The sequence below is a fragment of the Leyella stercorea genome (assembly GCF_019052365.1).
GTDB lineage: Bacteria > Bacteroidota > Bacteroidia > Bacteroidales > Bacteroidaceae > Prevotella.
Genome location: NZ_JAHQUY010000055.1, coordinates 1 through 19,836, shown reverse-complemented (window position 1 = coordinate 19,836; position 19,836 = coordinate 1). Strand labels below are relative to the sequence as shown.

Here is a 19,836-nt window from a genome sequence, read left to right as displayed (position 1 = left end):
TAGGTAACGTTCCTCTGTCTCATCTTGTCGTATTCCTGTCTTCGTCTGTCCTCGCCACTTTTAACCAAAATGAGGAAAGTAACTGATAACCAGTAAACTTTCCTCATTCTTCTCTCAAACACTTTTTATATGTACTTTCCAGCATGAAAAAGACTTTATTCCTGATTATGATGCTCTGCTGCCACATTGTGGCGGTGGCGCAGATGAGTCGTCGTGCCTTGGAAAAATACTCTACGGAGGCTGTGAAGCAGATAGCCCTGACGGGGCGTACGCCGACTATAGACATTCTCGATTCGCTGGCGAACAACGCCGATGTGAGCATAGAGATGCTCAGCCGAATGGGCGATGCCGATGACGTGCGCCAGCAGCACGCCTGTCTGAAGCTCATCGACGACATCGTGGCGTACAGCCTTAAGCCCACGGGCATGAAATATGTGGACGTGGTGCGACAGGGACTGAAGAAGGCTATCGACCGCAGCTACGAGCCTGAAGTGCAGCAGCACGTGCTCGAGCAGCTGGCTCTTGTGGCTAAGCCCAACGATGTGGCGCATGTGGCTATGTATCTTGAGATAGACCAGCTCGCTCCGACCGTGGCGCAGATGCTCGTGGCTATGCCCGACATCGACGACCGACTGGCGGAGGCTGCCAAGACAAACCCTGCGGTGAAGGAAAAGCTGCTCGCCGTGATCAGCGCGCGTCGCGGAAAGGCTGCTTCGGCGTCGTCTACGATTGCAGGCATAGCGCCCGCGCAGAAGCAGAAGCCGACGGCTCTGCCGCTCTGGACGGAGAGTCTGCGCCGCGAGGTGGAGAGCATAGCCCGTCAGCCGTCGCCCGTAGCCGACAGTCTTATCATCATGGACAGCGCACGCAAGGCGCTGCCCGAACTGCTGAGACTTGCTGCGCGCCGTGAGGGTGCCGACCGCAATGCGGTGTTGGCGCGCTTCCTCGTGCTTGCCGACCATGCTGCGCAGAAGGGCGAGCTGAACGGCACAGAACTCTACCTGCTGCTGCGCGATGCCGATGCTCTTGCGGCTGACGATGTGCTGCGCACGCAGATTGTGGTGGCGATGGGACACACGCACACCGTGCAGGCGTTCGTCTACATCACGCGCTATTACGGCAAGGAGCAGTATGCCGACGCAATGGCGCTGGCGGTTACGGAGTTCGTGGCGACGCATCCCGAGATGAACCGCGGAAAACTTGTCAACGCCTTGCTCTACAAGGCGAAGCAGTCGTTCATACGCCACTACGACGAGCAGGGCGTGGACGCTTATATCGACCAGGCGCTTGCAGCTATCGACAACTGGCGGGCTGACGGCGCGTTAAATCTCTCGCATACCGAGCAGACATGCATGGAGAAGCGCGGCTTTTGGGTGATGCACGACGAGCTGACCGACTTCGACATGGCGTTCGACTGGCGTGCGGATGGTCTGCTCACGCTCAGTCTGCACTCGACGCCGATTCTGAAGTTCGACGCAAAGCGTGGCGTGTGTGTTGAGGGCGAAAACAAATGGCACAAGTTCGAGGCAGTAGGCGAGTGGTCTACGGCGAACGTCAGCGTGAAGGGAAATAAGTTGAGCGTGGCGGTGAACGGCAAGCAACTGGTGTCTCAGGCGCAGCCGCTTACCATCAATACTCCTGCGTCGGGTTTCACAAAAATACTCGCCGACGATGCTGGAGCCGTAGTCAGACAGTATTGTTTCCGCAAGAAATAGCGTTGTTCGACGCTGTTTTCTGCGATAAATATGAAGCAATCTAAAAAAAATAAAGCCATCTTTCGGGCTTGGCTGGAAGATGACTGTATGAAAACTGGAAGATAGGCTGGAAGATATCCCGTTTGGCAGGATATCTTCCAGCCTTTATTTTGCTCATAACGTGAGAGTTGCGGCGATGCTGGGAGATATGGCAGATTTTTTCGCCTACATAGTTGTTACGTAAACTTGCAGTAGGAAAACCGTTACTTGTGATGAGCAACCTTATTTCTTGACGGTTCGCCACAAACGGTCGCCGCGAATCTCGAGCGGCATCGGGATGTTGTCGGTAAAGAGCAACCCCGTGCCCAGTCCTTGCGGCATGGTTATGTCGTCGCCGTAGACGTCGGCGGCGAACTGCGCTATTGCGTTCAGACCAACGTTGCTCTCCAGCGCACTCGTTATCCACGAACCGATGCCGCGTTCGCCAGCGAGTGCTATCCATTCGCGCGATCCGTGCATTCCGCCGTGCAGCGACGGCTTCAGGATGATGTACTGCGGACGGATAGTGTCGAGCAGTTGCTCCTTCACGGCTCGGTCGTTTACGCCGATAAGCTCCTCGTCGAGCGCGATAGGTATCGGCGTAGCCTTGCACAGCGCCGCCATCTCCGCCCACTGGTGCTGGCGAATCGGCTGCTCAATAGAGTGGATGTCGTACTGCGCAAGCTGTTCGAGACGCTGCAGCGCACAGTCGGCAGTGAAGCCGCCGTTGGCGTCTACGCGCAGCTCAATCTGCTCTTTCGTGAAGGCGCTGCGTATATGGCGCACAAGGTCGAGTTCGCGGTCGAAGTCGATGGCGCCAATCTTCAGCTTCACACATCTGAAGCCGGCACGCATCTTCTCCTCCAAGCGCTGCAGCATCTCCTCGTAGTTGCCCATCCACACCAGTCCGTTGATAGGTATGCCTGTCTCGCCACGAGCAAAGCCGTTGTCGAACAATACGCCCGTTCCGCCACGCTCGAGGTCAAGCAGCGCCGTCTCAAGTCCGAACAGAACCGATGGATACGGACGCAAAGCGTCGTAGCAGATGTCGCCCTGCTGCTCTACGATGCGGCAAAGCTCATGGAGACGCTCCTCATATTCGGGCGAAGCGTCGCAGCTCAGGTCGGGCAGCGGCGCACATTCGCCCACGCCCTGCACACCGGGACGTGCGTCGTCGGTAGCCGTGACGAACCACGACTGGCGCGTGGTGTAAACGCCGCGCGACGTTCCGGCAGGTTGTTTGAAGTGGAGTGTGCGTGGGGTGATGCTTAGTCTTATGCTCATATCTAATTCTATTTTCCTGATATTACTTCGTCCATTCTGATGTCGTGCTCTTCACACTCAATGCTCTCAACAAGTTGGAAGTCGAAGCAGATGCCAATCTTGTAGGCGTCGCCGAGCTGCGGCAGCAGTCGGTCGTAGAAGCCCTTGCCGCGTCCCATGCGGTTGAGTTGGCGGTCGAACGCCACGCCAGGTATCACGGCGAGGTCTATTTGCGCATAGTCTGTGAAGACCTCGCCAACGGGTTCCATGATGTTGTAAGCACCTTGTTCGAGACTTTGCGGACCGGTGTACAGGCGCAGTTCCATAGTGCCTTCGCCCGTGACGCGCGGCAGCAGCACCCGCTTGCCGCTGGCAAGCAGCGCATCGACCAGCGTGTGTGTATACACCTCGTCGGGCAGCGAGTAGTAGAGCATTACGGTGCGGGCATCCTTCAGTCGCTGGTGGGCGAGCAGACGCATAATTACAGCAAACGACAGTTCGCTGAGCTGCTGGCTCGTGAACTGTCGTTTGCGGTTCTTTATCTCTTTGCGGAGTTCTGATTTTTTCATATTAGCTAAAGTTTGATTTAGTTGAGAGTTGAGAATCGAGAATTGAGAGTTATGATATGAATTATTGTTAGAACATAATGCAAAAAACTCGCTCTTTTGGGTAATCATAACTCTCAACTCTCAACTCTCAACTCTCAATTTACTTCTTAATAACCGGTTTCTTCGGGAACGCAGCATGGTTCTTGAATACGACGAGCGCCCTCTCAATCGTTGGATCGTCGAGGTTGAGATATGCTGTCCACGCCTCATCGTCCATGATGTTGTAGATGATGCGCGAGTTGATGAACTTCTCGAGCAGCTTGTGCGACTTGCGTATCATCAGGTTGCGACGCTTCAGTCCGTTCTTGTCGGCGTATGTCGCGAATTTCTCCACCGTGTTCTGCTGCACCAGATACTTCGACATCGCCATCATGTCTCTGAAGGTGTTCAGCTTCGGACGGTTGTTGTCGGTATAGGTGAAGGCGAACTGCAGGATGAGGCCAGACATAGCCGCCTGCTTGTAGTAGCTTGTCATGCCGAGCGTGTCTTCGGGCACGAAGATGTCGGGCGTGATGCCGCCACCGCCGTACACCGTGCGACCGATGCCGGTGTGATAAGCCGGACCCTGATGCTTTATGCTGTCCTGCGAGAAGAACTCGCCGTGCTCATATCTCGTTACGATGTCGCTCTCGTAGTCCTTGGTGTCGCCCGCCGTGAACGGCTTCTGTATGCAACGACCCGACGGGGTGTAGTAGCGTGCGATGGTGAGGCGTATCATAGAGCCGTCGGGGAAGCCAATCTGCTGCTGAACAAGACCCTTGCCGAACGAACGGCGACCGATGATGGTGCCGCGGTCGTTGTCCTGTATGGCTCCGGCGAAGATCTCGGATGCAGACGCCGATCCCTCGTTGATAAGCACGCAGAGCGGCAGCTTCTGATAAGAGCCGTGACCGTCGGAACGGAAGTCCTGACGCGGCGACTTGCGGCCCTCCATATACACTATGAGCTTGTTCTTCGGCAAGAACTCGTTAGCCATCTGCACGGCAGAGTTCATGTATCCGCCCGTATTGTCGCGCAAGTCGATGACCAAGTTCTGGAAGCCTTCCTGCGAGAGCTGAGCCAGCGCGATGAGCATCTCGGGATAAGTAGTCTCGCCGAAGCTTCTCACCTTGATGTAGCCCGTGTTCTCGTCGAGCATATATGCCGCAGTGATGCTCTTCTGCGGTATGTCGCCACGTGTGATGGTGAAGTATTTCACAGCTTTCTGTCCGTAGCGCACCACGCCGAGCTTCACCTTCGTGTCCTTCGGACCCTTCAGTCGGCGCATAGCCTCCTCGTTGGTCACTATCTTGCCCACGAACGGTTTGCCGTCAACGCTCACAATCTTGTCGCCGGCGATGATGCCAGCGCGCTGAGCCGGTCCGTTCTTCACCACGTTCTGCACGCGGATGGTGTCCTGGCGTATGGTGAACTCGATGCCCACGCCAGAGAACGAACCCTTCAGGTCGTCGGCCACAGCCTGCGCATCCTTAGCCGAGATATAGACAGAGTGGGGGTCGAGGTCGGCAAGTATCTGCGGAATGGCGATGTCGACGAGCGAGTCGATGTCCACCTTGTCTACATACTGGTCGTTGATGATGTGCAGCAGGTTCGAGAGTCGGTTCGAACCCGAGTTGATGATATTCAGTCGGTTGCCAGAGAAATGGTTTGCGTAGAACGTGCCAATGAGTATGCCCGCTATCACGCAGAGAGCCATTATCAGCGGCATGAACCTATTCGGCTTCTTTGTGTTCATAATCGTCTGGATTTAGATATATTACTTCTATGTTAGCGCGTCGCAGCAGGTCGATGCCGTCGTTCAGACGGTACTGCTCGGCGTATATCACGCGTTTTATGCCAGCCTGTATGATGAGCTTCGAGCACTCGATGCAGGGCGCCGCCGTAACGTAGAGCGTAGCGCCGTCGCTGTTGTTGGAGCTGCGTGCCAGTTTGGTGATGGCGTTCGCCTCGGCGTGCAGCACATAGGGCTTCGTGGTGTCGGTAGCGTCCTCGCAGACGTTCTCGAACCCACTCGGTGTGCCGTTGTAGCCGTCGCTGATGATCATCTTCTCCTTCACGACCAGTGCGCCCACCTTGCGGCGCTGGCAGTAGCTGTTCTCTGCCCAGATGCGCGCCATGCGCAGATAGCGCAGGTCGAGCTTAAGCTGCTTGCTCTCTTTTGTTTCGTTTGTTGGCATATCGTTGTTGTTTTTATTCTTCATCGTAGCGAAGGTGGAAGCCTCCGCTACGAAAACTCTATTTCTTTATTCCGTTGCGCTCGAGCAGAGCGTCGATGGTAGGCTCCTGTCCGCGGAAACGCTTGTAGAGCGTCATCGGATGCTCGGTGCCACCCTTCGAGAGGATATTGTCGCGGAAGCTCTGCGCCGTCTTCTGGTCGAAGATGCCGTTCTTCTTGAACACGCTGAACGCGTCGGCGTCGAGCACCTCAGCCCACTTGTAGCTGTAGTAGCCCGCAGCATATCCGCCAGCCATGATGTGCGAGAACTGAGTAGTCATGCACGTGTCGGGCAACTGCTTCGTCACCATCGCCTTCTCCCACGCCTTCTTCTCGAACGGAATGATGTCGGCTGTGAACTCCTCCTTCTTTGTGTAGTAAGCCATATCAAGCAGACCGAAGCTCACCTGACGCAGACAGGCGTAAGCTGCCATGAAGTTGCGCGAACGCACGATGCGCTCAATGAGGTCGTCGGGCATCGGCTCGCCCGTCTTGTAGTGGAAGGCGAATGTGCGCAGGAACTCCTTCTCAACCGAGTAGTTCTCCATGAACTGCGAGGGCAGCTCAACGAAGTCCCACCATACGTTGGTGCCGCTCAGACTCTCGAAGCGTGTGTTGGCAAACATGCCGTGCAGCGAGTGACCGAACTCGTGCAGGAAGGTCTCCACCTCGCCCAGCGTGAGCAGCGCCGGCTTCTCGTCGGTAGGCTTGGTGAGGTTCATCACCACGCTCACGTGCGGACGAACGTTCACACCCTTGCGGTCTATCCATTGACCCTGGAACTCTGTCATCCAGGCTCCGCCCTGCTTGCCCTTGCGCGGATGGAAGTCGGCGTAGAACACGGCGAGGAACGAACCGTCCTTGTCGAACACCTCGTAAGCCTTCACGTCTGGATGGTACACCTGAATGTCCGTGCTCTCCTTGAACGTGATGCCGTAGAGACGCGTAGCCAAGCCGAACACGCCGTCGATAACCTTCGACAGTTCGAAGTAGGGGCGTAGCATCTCGGCGTCGAGATTGTACTCGCGCATCTGCAGCTTGTGCGAGTAGAAGCTGAAGTCCCATGGCTCCATCACGAAGTCGTCGCCCTCGGTCTGCTTCGCCTCGCGTTCCAGCGCCTTCACCTCTTCCTGAGCTGTAGGCTTGTAAGCGTCGATGAGGTCGTTGAGCAGCTTGTACACGTTCTCGGCGTTAGACGCCATGCGATGCACGAGCACGTAGTCGGCGTATGTCTCGTAGCCCAGTAGCTGCGCTATCTCGCGGCGCAAGTTTACGAGGCGCTTGCATATCTCGAGGTTGTTCTCTGTGTTGTCGTGTGTGCCCTCGGTGTTGCGTGCCATGTAGAGCTGACGGCGCAGCTCGCGCTGAGTGGAGTAGGTCATGAACGGCGAGTAGCTCGGATAGTCGAGCGTGAAGAGCCAGCCATCCTTCTCTGCCTCCTTAGCAGCGAGAGCCGCCGCCTCGCGTGCCGTTTCGGGCAGTCCGTCGAGCTGTGCTTCGTCTGTAATGTGCAGCGTGAACGCCTTGTTCTCCTTCAGCAGGTTCTGCGAGAACTGCAGCGAGAGCAGACTTGCCTCCTCCGTGAGGTTGCGCAGGCGCTCCTTTCCCTCGTCGTCGAGCAGCGCACCGCTGCGCACGAAACCATCGTAGCAGTTGTCGAGCAGCATCTGCTCCTCGGCGGTCAGCTCGCGATGGTTCTCGTATACGTACTTGATGCGCTCGAAGAGGCGCTTGTTAAGCTTCACGTCGTTGGCGTGCTTTGTGAGTATCGGACTCATCTTCTGCGCCAAAGCATCCAGCTCGTCGCAAGTCTCGGCGCTGAGCATGCACGAGAACACAGTAGACACGCGTGAGAGCAAGTCGTAGTAGTTCTCGCCGTTCTCGTTGTCTACACGCACAATGGTGTTCTCGAAAGTAGGTGTTTCGGGGTCGTTCACGAGCTTTTCTATCTCCTCGTCGTCGCGGCGTATGCCTTCGATGAAAGCCTCCTCGTAGTCGCCTATCTCTATGCGATTGAACGGAACTGTGTCGTGCGGGGTGTTATAAGGTTCAAAAAACGGATTCTTGCGCTCCGTTTGTGCTGCGTTATTCTCCAACATACTAATTTCGAAAAAATGTGTGATATATCACTGCAAATTTACAGAAAATATTACAGATGCGTTCCGTCCTTGTGGTTTTTAACTTATATTATAATCGTATGTGTATATTAAAATCGCGCGTTCATTTCATAGTGTGAAGAAATAGCTGTAAATTTGTAGATTGAAAATCAAAATAATGATAATGAAACGATTACTATTTATTTTTACAGCATTAGTCATGTTTGTTACAAGCATGTCGGCAGCCGAGAAACTGTCGATAAAGGACATCACAAGCGGTAAGTTTGCGGCGAAGACCGTGAACGGTATCAACCCCATTGAAGGCACCGACACCTATGCGCGCATCAGCGACGACGGCAAGCGTGTGGATAGCTATTCGTTCAAGACGGGCAAGAAGATTGCTACGCTCTTCGACGTGGACAACACGATGGGCAAGAAGATAAAGGACTTCGACGGATACATCCTCTCGCCCGACGGCACACGTATGCTCATACAGACCGAGACGGAGCGCATCTACCGCCGCTCGTTCCGCGCTACGTACTATATCTACACCATCGCTTCGCACAAGCTGGCGCGCCTTTCGGACGGCGACAAGCAGCAGGTGCCTGTGTGGTCGAACGACGGACTGCAGGTGGCGTTCGTGCGCGACAATAACATCTTTCTCGTGAAGCTGCTCTACGACAACGCCGAGATTCAGGTGACGAAGGACGGCAAGCGCAACGAGGTGATCAACGGCTTGCCCGACTGGGTGAACGAGGAGGAGTTCGGCTTCAACCGTGCGCTCACGTTCAACGCCGACGGCACTATGATTTGCTGGCTGCGCTACGACGAGCAGCGCGTGAAGACCTACTCGCTGCAGATGTACAAGGGCTTGAAGCCCGAGAAGATGGAGAACGACATCTACCCCGGCTACTACGAGTACAAGTACCCGAAGGCGGGCGAGGACAACAGCCTTATGTCGGCTTGGAGCTACGACATCAAGTCGCACAAGATTTCGAAGCTTGAGGTGCCGCTCGACGCCGACGGCTACATGCCGCGCATCAAGGCTACTGTAGACCCGGCGCGTGTGGTGGTATACACCATGAACCGTCATCAGGACGAGCTTTGCCTCTACGGCGTGAACCCGCGCAGCACCGTTGCGCAGCTCATCGTGAAGGAGTCGGTGCCGAAGTATGTTAAGGAGGAAGCCATGGAGGGCGTGAAGTTCATCGGCAACAACATACTTCTGCCGAGCGACCGCTCGGGCTACATGAAGCTCTACGTTTACAACATGAATGGTCAGTTGATGCGCACTATCGGCGAGGGCAACTACGACATCACCGAGGTGTACGGCTACGACGCCAAGACGGGCGACGTCTACTATCAGGCGGCTGCGCTCGGAGCGACAGACCGTCAGGTGTTTGTAACTCACAAGAACGGCAAGACCGAGCGTCTCACCAATCAGAAGGGATGGAACTCGGCTCTCTTCTCGGGCGACTACCAGTATTTCATCAACACATGGAGCGACTACAACACACCTTATATATATACTACTCGCACTCGTGAGGGCAAGGTAATCTCTACGCTTCAGGACAATACTGCGCTGAAGAAGCTCGCGGCTGAGTACGGATTCTGCAAGCGCGAACCGTTCGAGTTCACCACTTCGGAAGGCGTGAAGCTGAACGGATGGATTCTGAAGCCGCAGAACTTCGACCCGTCAAAGCGCTATCCTGTCATCATGCACCAGTACAGCGGACCGGGCAGCCAGATGGTGAAGGACGAATGGAGCGCAGGCTCGATGGGCTCGGGCGGTGCGTTCGACTCTTACCTGGCTCAGCAGGGCTTCATCTGCGTATGCGTTGACGGACGCGGAACGGGCGGACGCGGTTCTGAATTCGAGAAGTGTACATATCTGAACATCGGCGACCTCGAGTCGAAAGACCAGGTTGAGGCTGCCATATATCTCGGCACGCTGCCATACGTAGACAAGAACCGCATCGGTATCTGGGGCTGGAGCTACGGCGGATTCAACACGCTGATGAGTATGTCGGAGGGTCGCGGCGTGTTCCGCGCTGGTGTGGCTATCGCGCCGCCTACCAACTGGAAGTTCTACGACTCGGTTTACACCGAGCGCTACATGCGCACACCGAAGGAGAACCCCGACGGATATGCCACCAACCCGATTGAACGTGCCTCTAAGCTGCACGGCGCTCTGCTCATCTGTCACGGTACAGCCGACGACAACGTGCATCCGCAGAACGCATACGAGTATTCGGAGGCTCTCGTACAGGCTGACAAAGACTTCCGCGAACTCTATTACACCAACCGCAACCACAGCATCTACGGAGGCAACACACGCAACCACTTGCTCAGACAGGTGGCGCAGTTCTTCCAGACCGAACTTCGATAATTCTGATTATAGTTGAGAATTTAGAATTTAGAATTTAGAATTGAGAGTTATGATATGCAATATTGCTAAATATTATGCTATTAAAGTATATCAATAAAGGTAATCATAACTCTCAACTCTCAACTCTCAATTCTCAATTCTCAACTTTCAATTTTCAACTCTCATTTTTCAACTTACTTGTAAGTTACTTTTTTTTTAATAACCTATCAATAATGAACTTTAAACAACTTCTTTCCGCTGCGGCGCTTGCCACGCTCTCGCTTGTGCCCAGTCAGACCAATGCGCAGCAGGCGCGCCCGAAGGGTATGCCGCACCTGCTGAAACCGCACAACTCCACACTGATGCTGAAGGCGCAGAAGGTTCCTCTCGGCAGAGAGCTGTGGGGCAATGTGGTGAAAAGTACACGTTGGGACAACGGCACGCCCGAGTATGGCTTCTATTCATTCGGTGCGTCAGGCTCAATCGACATCAACGAGCTGTTCATCGGCGACAATATGTACGCCAATGCAAGTGGTGCGATGGTGGGCAACCGCCTCGACGTAATCAGATACAATCGCGAGCAGAACGTGATGTACCACTATCTGTACAACGCTTCGACGGGCGAGTGCGAGAACGTTTCGTACCTCACCGACTTCAGTCTGTGGGCTACAGAGACGGCTGTTTCGGCAGACAACAAAGTGTACGGTGTGTTCTTCACCGGCGACGCTGAAGGCACAGAGCTTGGTATCGCCGACTATGCCAACGAGACGCGCACCGCTATCGGCACTGTAAGCCGCTATTACGTGGCGCTCGGCATCACCAAGGACAACGTGCTCTACGGCATCGACACGAACGGCAACCTCTACAGCATCAACAGCACAACGGCTAAGGAGAAGTTCATCGGATCTACCGGCGTGAAGGTGAGCGGTGCGAACAACGACTGGAACGTGCAGAGTGGAGAGATAGACCAGGAGACTGGCATCTTCTACTGGGCAAGTACCGACCCGCAGGGCCGCTCGTCGCTCTACACCGTAGACCTTGCGACGGCTAAGGCTACGAAGATTGGCGACTTCATGCACAACGAGCAGGTGGCTATGCTCACCATTCCGAAGGAGACGGTGAAGGATGCGGCTCCGGCGCTCGCTTCAGACATGAGTCTCGTGTTCGACAAGGCGTCGCTCACGGGCAAGGTGTGCTTCACGGCGCCTTCTACGACATACATAGGCGGCAGCCTCTCGGGTTCGCTCAACTATGTGGTGAGCGTAGACGGCAAGCAGGTAAAGAATGGAACAGCCAACGCAGGACAGAAGGTGGAGGAGGCGCTGACCGTGAAGCGCGGCATCCACTCTGTTGCGGTATGCTTCTCTAACGCTGCCGGCAACGGACCGAAGGCTTACATAAACAGCTTCATCGGCGACGACATTCCTCTTAAGCCTACCAACGTGAAGGCTACAGTTGATATCAAGACCGGTAAGGTGAACTTGTCGTGGACGGCTGTTACAAAGGGCATCAATGGCGGATACGTTGGCGATATGAAGTACAACGTAGTGCGCTATCCCGACAATAAGGCTATCGCTACGGCTACTGCTGCTACGTCTGTAAGCGACGTGCTGCCAGGTGGCGACCTCACAGGCTATTACTACACCGTGCAGGCCATAAGCGGACAGCGCAAGAGCGAGTCGGTGAAGTCGAACAGCATATCGTTCGGCGATGTGCTCGAACCGCCTTACTGTCAGAACTTCGAGAACGCAAACTCGATGAACACCCTCACTGTTCTCGACGAGAACAACGACGGCACAACATGGTCGTTCCTCGAGAACGACGGTTCGAACCAGCCGGCTGTTCAGATTTCGTATGCAGAAGACAACCACGATGACTGGCTCATTCTGCCTGGTCTCAATCTGAAGGCTGGCGTGCTCTATAACGTAACGTATCGTGTGGCTACTCAGGGCGCAAGCTACCCAGAGGAACTCGAAGTGAAGTACGGCGCTGAGCCTACTGCCGCTGCCATGATACACGAGGTAGCGTCGAAGACTGAGTATACCAACCAGGATTATGTCACCGTTAAGAAGGAGATTGTTGTAGACAAGGACCAGGTGGCGTACATCGGTTTCCACTGTACAAGTAGCGCCGACTGGTGCTATCAGCTTATCCTTAACAACATCTCTGTTGTGGGCAACTCGCTGAAGGCACCTGATGCTATCACCGAGATATCTACAACTGCAGCTACCGACGGCTCGCTCAAGGTGCGCATCGACTTCACTGCTCCTTCGAAGGCTATCGACGGAACTAAGCTCACCTCTGACATGGAGGTGAAGATCGTACGCGACGGCGAAGTGATTCAGGAGATGGGCGCAATCAAGCCTGGTCAGAAGTATTACTATCTCGACAATTATGCGCAGAACGGATACAACTATTACAGTGTCATTGCAAGCAACGACGAGGGTGTTGGTCGTGAGAGCAAGGTTGTTGAGGCTTATGTCGGTGAGGACACACCGGCTAAGGTGCAGAACATCAAGTATTCTGTAGACAACGATGTTATAACCCTTACATGGGATCCGGTCACAACTGGTCAGCATGGAGGCTATATGCCTGATGGCGAAATGTCATATAACGTTTATGAGATTCACGAGGGCAACACTGGTGCCGACTTGGAACTCATTGATTGTGTAGAGGAACCGAAGGTTGGAATCTCTTACGAAGTGAACAATGGCGACCAGGATATGATCAACTACGCTCTCGGTGCAGAGAACTCGGTAGGCGAGGGTCCGCGCGCAATGTCGCCGGGCATCATCGTGGGCAAGCCGTACGACTTGCCGTTCGAGGAGCACTTCAAGGGCGGCAGACTCGACAACAGCATGTGGTTTATCGAGGAGAAGGGTAGCGAGGAGTCTACATTCAACCTTATGCAGGGCTTCTCTGCTGATGGCGACGGCGGCTGCGCCGGCTATGTATCGGCTTCTGCCAAGGATGCTGCGCTGCTCGGTTCGGGTAAGATTTCGCTCAAGGGCGCAGCTAACCCGACTCTTGTGTTCTCTACGAAGTCTACACTGGCTGACGCCAAGGGCAAGGTGGTGGTTTACATACGCAAGCCCGACCTCTCTGAGAAGCAGCTCTGCGTTGTCGACTACAGCAAGCTCGACAATTCTGCCAAGGATTGGCGCACAACGTCTGTAACAATACCGGCTGAATATACTTCTCTGCCTTACGTGATGTTCACTTTCGTCACTTCGGCTGCAGAAGGCGAGAGCGTCTACTTCGACCAGATTTACGTTCGCGACGTAGTGGCTAAGGATCTGCGCGCTACGCTCTCTGTTCCTTCAAAGGTGCGCAAGGGCGACAAGGTTACGGCGCATGTTATGGTTACGAACATGGGTAGCGTGGCTGTAGACAACTACACCGTGAATCTCTATGCTGGCGACAAGATGGTAGACACAAAGACCATTAAGGAGTCGCTCGCTTCTTACGCTTCGCACACCGAGGTGCTTACATACAGCACTTCTGTTATGGATGCTTCGCCGCTGAAGCTGAAGGCTGAGGTGGTTGTAGAGGGTGAGTCTACGCCTGAGGACAATGAGGACGCTGCAGAGGTGGTGCTCAACGCGTCTACTCTCACCGGTCCTGATGCCGTGACGGCTACCGCTACTGATGAGAGCACCGTCGTTGTGGAGTGGACAAAGGTGAACGAGACATCCGATCGCGTCACTGACGGCTTCGATGCATACGCTGCATGGAGCAAGGACAGCTTCGGCGACTGGACTTCCGTTTACGGCGAGAAGGGCATCGCTAAGGGTCCGTTCAGCAAGACTTATCCGCATCCTAACGAGAACCAGCGTTTCGCCTACACCATCGTTGAGCCGAGCACATGGCTCCCGACAGAGTTGCTCGACAAGTACGCTTGCTTGAAGCCTCACTCTGGCATTCACTATCTGGCTTCGTTCTACAGCGTTGAGAACTCACAGTTCATCCCTGCCGACAACTGGCTCATCTCGCCGTCGCTCAGTGGCGAGGCGCAGACTGTCAGCTTCTGGGCTAACAACTTCAATGCGCAGGGCACTAAGTACTCTGAGAACTTCGAGGTGCTCTACTCAACATCGGGCATCACTCTCGACGATTTCAAGTCGACTGGCAAGAAGTTTGAGGCTACTACCGGCGAGTGGAAGGAGTATACGGTTGACTTGCCTGCCGGCGCAACCTACTTCGCTATCCACAACAACACTGCCGACACATATATGTTCATGATCGACGACGTCACCTACACCGCTGGCTGCGGCAATGTGCTCGGCTACAACGTTTATCGCGACGGCAAGTTGCTGAAGCGCATCGATCCGAACGCTGAGCTTCGCATCACCGATAAGGCTCCGAGCGGCAAGCACACTTACGCTGTGTCTGCTCTCTATGCTGGCGGCGAGTCGGAGGCTACAAAGTCGGCTGTCGTTACTGACATCAACGGCGTAGTGAACGCCATCGATGGCACCTTCGACGTCTTCACCGTAGACGGCAAGCGCATCGCTAAGGGCGTTAAATCGCTCGACGGCATCGCTCGCGGCTTCTACATCGTGAACGGAAAGAAGGTGGTTCGCAAGTAAAGCCCCTCCCAACCCTCCCCGTCGGGGAGGGCTTAGTTAGCCTTCTTCTTCGGTTTGGAAAGGCTTAAAGCGGCTTAGTTTGCCTTTCCCCTCGGTTTAGAAAGGCTTAAAGAGGCTTAGAAAGGCTTATTGAAAAAAGTGCTTGAAGCCATCAATGGCTCAAAGCGGCTTAGAAAGGCTTAGTAAGGCTTAAAAACAAAAAACACGAGTTGGAAAATCTTTCCAGCTCGTGTTTTTTTGTTTCAACTAAAGCGGTTAGCTTCTGCTCACTTGGAATCCGTCCTTGCACAGGCTCATCTCTACGAAGCGTGCCTTGTCGTTCGGTCGGTTCTCGTTGAGAATGCTGCGTATGCGTGCAGCCGCTTCCACGTCCTTAGCCACCATGTATAGGTAGCCGCCGCCACCTGCGCCAGGCAGTTTGTAGCCGAGGCAGAGGTCGTCTATGAGTCTTGTGAGTGCTTCTACGGCAGGCGGATTGGTGCCGGCGTCGAGCAGCTGGTTCTGCTGCCATGTCTTGCCGACGAGACGTCCCATGCGCTCGAAGTCGAGGCGCTGTATTGCGTCGAACATCTCAAGAGCGTGCGCCTTCATCTCGCGCAACTGCAGCAGTTCGTCGTGCTCGTTGAGGAACATGCGGCGCACAATCTCGGCGAGGATAGTCTTTGCCGTGCGCGTGATGCCTGTATAATATAATAGGTGGCATTCGCGGTAGTCGGGCTGCTGGAAGAGATCGCCGGGCAGATAGCGCACATCCGGACTCTGACCGAATCCGCGCTCTGTCTGCAGCAGCTTTATGCCAGGCAGAAGTCCACCGTACTGGTCTTGCCAGCCGCCGCCGGTGGTGAGCAGCTGTTCGAGAACGAGTGTGCGGTGGCCAATCTCGGTCTTGTCCCAGCCGAGTCCGCAGAAGTCGCTGAGCGCTCCGAGCACCGTCGACGCGAGCAGCGAGCTGGTGCCGAGTCCGCTTCCGGCTGGTATCGCTGAGAGTAGCGTCACCTCGATGCCGCAACCGAACGCACGCAACTGCTCCTCGAGTGTGCGGTAGCTGTCCTTGCAGAAGCGCGGCAGGAATCCGGCGAGCGATAGGGCTGCCTTCGGTATTGAGAACGGCGAGCCGACCTTGTTATATGCCGATAGTTCGTCGTATGTGGTGATAATCTCTGAAGCACCGAGGTCGATACTTCTGAGTATGATGTGCGGTTCGGCGCAGGGCTTCACGTAAGTCTGCAGAGGCGGTTGTCCGTTCAGGTTGATGGCGAGGTTCACCACGTTGCCGCCCTCCATGAGGCAGAACGGCGGTGTGTCGGTCCATCCGCCGGCTATGTCGATGCGCACCGGCGAACGGCCCCATACAATCTGGTCGGCATATACCGACAGGTGCGGGCGCTGCTTCACGCGCAATGCCTCTGTGGTGAGTCCTTCGCGGAGCAGTGAGAACGCTTCTGTCTCGAATTTCTTTGCATTATCGGCGCTCTGTGCGTTGCCTCCTGAACGCAGACGCTCGGCTTCTGAGCGGAACATGGCGTCGCAGGTGCGCGTCAGAAGCGGTGCCTGCTCGGGCAGGGCGTCGGGCAATGGCACGTTGTGCTTGCCGTACTCGCGTGCTACGGTCTGCAGGTCGCTCTGGTAGAACACGCTGTGCTGCCAGTTCTTCGCAATCATCGGCAGGTTTTTCAGGCGGAACTTGGTGCGTTGCTCCACAAGACGGCGCAGGTTGGCTTCGGCGCTTATCTCGTCGGCGCTCATGCGCTGTGCCTTCTCCCATATAGCCTTGCCCTCTGCCAGTGTGCTCTCGCCGAGCATCCAGCGCAGCACGATGCCCATGTCGTCGGTGTTGTCCACAACGGGGAAGATGCGTGCTGCCTGCAGGTCGTGGCGACCTTCTATCGCGTCGATGTCTACGCCGCGTTCAGCAGCCCACTCTGCGAATGGACGGCAGAGGTATTCTACCTCAGCCAGGTCGCCGCGGAACTTGTCGTTGAAGCCGTACGGACGCACAGCCCAGCTGTCTGTGCCTACAGGCACTACGTCTACGCACTGACCCTCGGCGAGCGTCAGCGTCCAGTCGTTCTCGGGTACGCCAGTCACGATGTTGTCTTGCGTCAGCGTCCAGTTCTCGCCTACGTATGCGTTCTCCACCCACTCGTTGCGGTTCTGCTGTGTCCACTTGGGCTTCAGTTCTGTGTTCTGCACGAAGATAGACGGATGGGGCTTGCGGTCGTGGTGCATAATCTCGCGCTGGTCGTTCACGATGTTCTGTATGGCGAGCATCGACGAGAGCAGCTCGTGCGATGTACCGAAATGGTAGAACTCGCCGCCCGGCAGCGGCAGTATCACGGTCTTCAGCGCGTTCACAGCCTCGTCCTTCACGCCCGGCTCGTAGCCGAGAGCACAGCCGAACTCGCCGTACATGTCGTAGTTCACCACCTCGTCCTTGGCTATGTCGGTTCCGTTTGTAGAACGCTGCATGAGCACCTTCACGGCGCGGTCGGATAGAATCCATACGCCGATGTCGGTGAGGTAGAAGTGGTCGGTGAGCAGCGCCGAGAGCGTCTCCACCGAAGGCTTCTGAAGCATGCACTTCAGTTCGGTGGGCTTCTCGCGGGTGCTTACGAACACGCCGTGGTCCTTCGCAATCTCGGGGCCAAGCCACAGGCCGTAGCATACGATGTCTGCGTCCTCGGGTATCGGCTGCAGCGGTTCTGTAGAGCGTATGTACACGTCGCCGCTCACTATCATCGTGTTCAGACCGCGCGGGGCGATGTCCATGATGCGCTGGTAGAGCGGCACCTGCAGCGACAGCAGGTTCTGGTTCAGACTCTGTCCGCGCTCCCAGCGGAACACCGGCAGCGGCGTGAGTATCTTGCCCGACGGAGCGTAAGACGGCAGACGTCTGCTCTGTCCGCCGGCGTGCAGCAGCAGTCGCTTGTCGGCTGCCAGCCATTCGTCGAAGCTCGCAGCGTCGGCGTTCTGAGCTTTATAGTCCTCGTAAGCTGCGCGCAGCAGCCATGTTGTGCCGCCGCCCGAACCGAGTTTCTTGCCTACAGGGTCGTTAGTACAGAACCACTCGCTCTGCGGCAGTTCGGCTATGTCGTGAAAACTGCCCACAAGATTAGGGGGCAACGATAAAAGTTTCTTCATTTGCTGTCTGTATTTTGTGTTAAGTATTTATATATATAATAATGTGTGTGTTGAGATGGTGAGATGTTGAAATTTGCATATGTCACCACCTCACCACCTCACCATCTCACCTTCTTTTCATCTACTCGTACAGATAGAACATGCGTTCCATCATCTGCCATTTCTCGTCGCTTGTGGCGTCCGCCGAGCAGTTCTGGAACTCAGCTACATGCTTCTCCCATTCCTCCTGACGGGGTAGGGTAGCGAGGCGCTCCATAGCCGTATCCCAGTCGAAGTCTACCGGCGCATCTACTATCATTACCAGTCGGTTGCCTAAGATGTATATCTCCATCTCAAGAATACCCACCGTCTTGATGCCCTCCTTTATCTCATCCCAAAAATGCTCCCTGTCGTGAGCCTCGCGGTATTTGCGAATCAGTTCGCTGTCATCCTTCAAGTCCATGGTCTGCACGAAACGCTTTGTCGGCACACCATACTCCTTACTCTTATATCCTTCTGTCATAACGATACAATTAGTGAATACATGTCTTTATCCTACAAAGTTACTGAAACAATTGAACAAAACAATAAAAATGCGCAAAATTGTGTTCCGAAAGTAGTTATTTGCATATTTAATTGTAACTTTGCAAAACTATTCTTAGTGCTAAGTGTTTGACAAAACAAATATACTAAAATGTGGTTCAATTTTTTTAAGGAAATTATCTTGTGGCTTGCCGATCTCGATGCCCGTCTTTTGCTCATCGTCAACGGTGCGCACAGCCCTTTCTTCGATGCCGTAATGTGGTGTATCAGTGGGCGTTGGATATGGGTGCCGTTCTACATAGTGCTCACGTATATGCTCTTTCGTCGTTTCTCATGGAAACGCGCAACACTATGTCTAATCACCATCGGATTGATAATACTCGCAGCCGACCAGACTTGCGCCTCTCTCATTCGTCCCGAAGTGTGCCGTCTGCGTCCTGCCAATCTCAACAATCCGTTGTCGCATTTGGTGCATGTCGTCAACGGATATCGCGGAGGCAGATACGGATTCCCCTCATGCCATGCAGCCAACACCTTTGCTCTCGCTATGTTCATGTCACTCGTTTTCCGCAACAAGTGGTTCACGGTGATGATGTTCTCCTGGGCTATCGTAGTGAGCTATTCGCGAATGTATCTCGGCGTCCATTACTTCGGCGACCTCTTCTGCGGAGCCAGCGTCGGCTCGCTCTTCGCCGTCCTCTTCTATTCGCTCCTGAAGTTCCTATGCGAAAAGCTGAAGATATAGCCCATTCTCCAATCCCCTCATGTCTTGAACATTCTATCCAATCATAGTAAGGTATGGCGCTCGCCATACCTTTTTTCATGCCTTAACCGCAGCTTTTGTCCTTTGGTGGCGTCCGCCATCCGATCAGATTCCGTCCGCCATCCAATCGGATTCCGTCCGCCGTCCGATCGGATTCCGAACGCAATCCGATTGGACATCGTACGCATCCAACTTAGTAGCGGAGGTCTCTGGCCTCCGCAGCACCAAGTCGAGTGCAAATAAAATAGCGCAGTTGGCAATGCAAATGTAGCCTCCTACAGCTGATTTTAGAGTAGTCGAGTTTCTATTTTTAGCATAGTCGGGTGTTTTTCTTTACATCCTCTACTGCAAATCCTCCTGCTTCCTGCTGCGGAGGCTTTTATTTCCGCTACTATTTTCCTCTCACTCGCCTATAATATTATAATGTGTACGCCCACAATTATGTGCTTTAATTGTAAACATCTGTTAAAATCGAACTAAAAACCCAACTTTTTTCTGCAAAAGTTTTGGAGGTTTGCAAAAAAGCTATACCTTTGCA

11 protein-coding genes are annotated in these 19,836 nt (G+C 54.6%); 4 read left to right on the top strand and 7 right to left on the bottom strand.

Translation table 11 applies throughout. From position 1 onward, the window contains the following. Window positions 1–143: 143 nt before the first annotated feature. Complete coding sequence (locus KTQ90_RS09805) at window positions 144–1,715, top strand: LamG domain-containing protein (RefSeq protein WP_217318269.1); 1,572 nt, start codon at window positions 144–146, stop codon at window positions 1,713–1,715. Between the two features lie 261 nt (window positions 1,716–1,976). Here KTQ90_RS09805 and menC read toward each other — a convergent pair whose 3' ends face one another. The 5 genes from menC to KTQ90_RS09780 all read right to left on the bottom strand — a co-directional run bounded on the left by menC (window position 1,977) and on the right by KTQ90_RS09780 (window position 7,918). Further along, on the bottom strand, window positions 1,977–3,017 hold the full coding sequence (gene menC / locus KTQ90_RS09800) for an o-succinylbenzoate synthase (RefSeq protein ID WP_217318268.1): 1,041 nt from the start codon (window positions 3,015–3,017) through the stop codon (window positions 1,977–1,979). 8 nt (window positions 3,018–3,025) lie between these two features. Further along, window positions 3,026–3,565: a 5-formyltetrahydrofolate cyclo-ligase gene (locus KTQ90_RS09795; RefSeq protein ID WP_022158845.1), complete on the bottom strand. Its 540-nt coding sequence runs from the start codon at window positions 3,563–3,565 to the stop codon at window positions 3,026–3,028. Between the two features lie 139 nt (window positions 3,566–3,704). Beyond that, window positions 3,705–5,339 carry a S41 family peptidase gene (locus tag KTQ90_RS09790; protein WP_217318267.1) on the bottom strand — a complete coding sequence of 545 codons (1,635 nt, stop codon included), beginning with the start codon at window positions 5,337–5,339 and terminating at the stop codon, window positions 3,705–3,707. Then, window positions 5,317–5,781 carry a dCMP deaminase family protein gene (locus tag KTQ90_RS09785; protein ID WP_217318266.1) on the bottom strand — a complete coding sequence of 155 codons (465 nt, stop codon included), beginning with the start codon at window positions 5,779–5,781 and terminating at the stop codon, window positions 5,317–5,319. The genes KTQ90_RS09790 and KTQ90_RS09785 overlap by 23 nt, the downstream gene beginning before the upstream one ends. 58 nt (window positions 5,782–5,839) lie before the next feature. Beyond that, window positions 5,840–7,918 (bottom strand): M3 family metallopeptidase, encoded by a 2,079-nt coding sequence (locus tag KTQ90_RS09780; RefSeq protein WP_217318265.1) that lies wholly within the window; start codon window positions 7,916–7,918, stop codon window positions 5,840–5,842. Between the two features lie 181 nt (window positions 7,919–8,099). Here KTQ90_RS09780 and KTQ90_RS09775 point away from each other — a divergent pair, with 181 nt between their 5' ends. Beyond that, entirely contained in the window at window positions 8,100–10,304 is a 2,205-nt protein-coding gene (locus KTQ90_RS09775) for a S9 family peptidase (RefSeq protein WP_217318264.1), read from the top strand. 212 nt (window positions 10,305–10,516) lie between these two features. Next, on the top strand, window positions 10,517–14,872 hold the full coding sequence (locus KTQ90_RS09770; protein WP_217318263.1) for a choice-of-anchor J domain-containing protein: 4,356 nt from the start codon (window positions 10,517–10,519) through the stop codon (window positions 14,870–14,872). A 255-nt stretch (window positions 14,873–15,127) separates the two neighbouring features. Here KTQ90_RS09770 and KTQ90_RS09765 read toward each other — a convergent pair whose 3' ends face one another. Next, window positions 15,128–18,013: a bifunctional fucokinase/fucose-1-phosphate guanylyltransferase gene (locus KTQ90_RS09765; protein ID WP_217318262.1), complete on the bottom strand. Its 2,886-nt coding sequence runs from the start codon at window positions 18,011–18,013 to the stop codon at window positions 15,128–15,130. 121 nt (window positions 18,014–18,134) lie between these two features. Continuing rightward, entirely contained in the window at window positions 18,135–18,515 is a 381-nt protein-coding gene (locus KTQ90_RS09760) for an L-rhamnose mutarotase (protein ID WP_217318261.1), read from the bottom strand. A gap of 171 nt (window positions 18,516–18,686) precedes the next feature. Here KTQ90_RS09760 and KTQ90_RS09755 point away from each other — a divergent pair, with 171 nt between their 5' ends. Then, window positions 18,687–19,280 (top strand): phosphatase PAP2 family protein, encoded by a 594-nt coding sequence (locus KTQ90_RS09755; protein WP_217318260.1) that lies wholly within the window; start codon window positions 18,687–18,689, stop codon window positions 19,278–19,280. Window positions 19,281–19,836 lie beyond the last annotated feature (556 nt).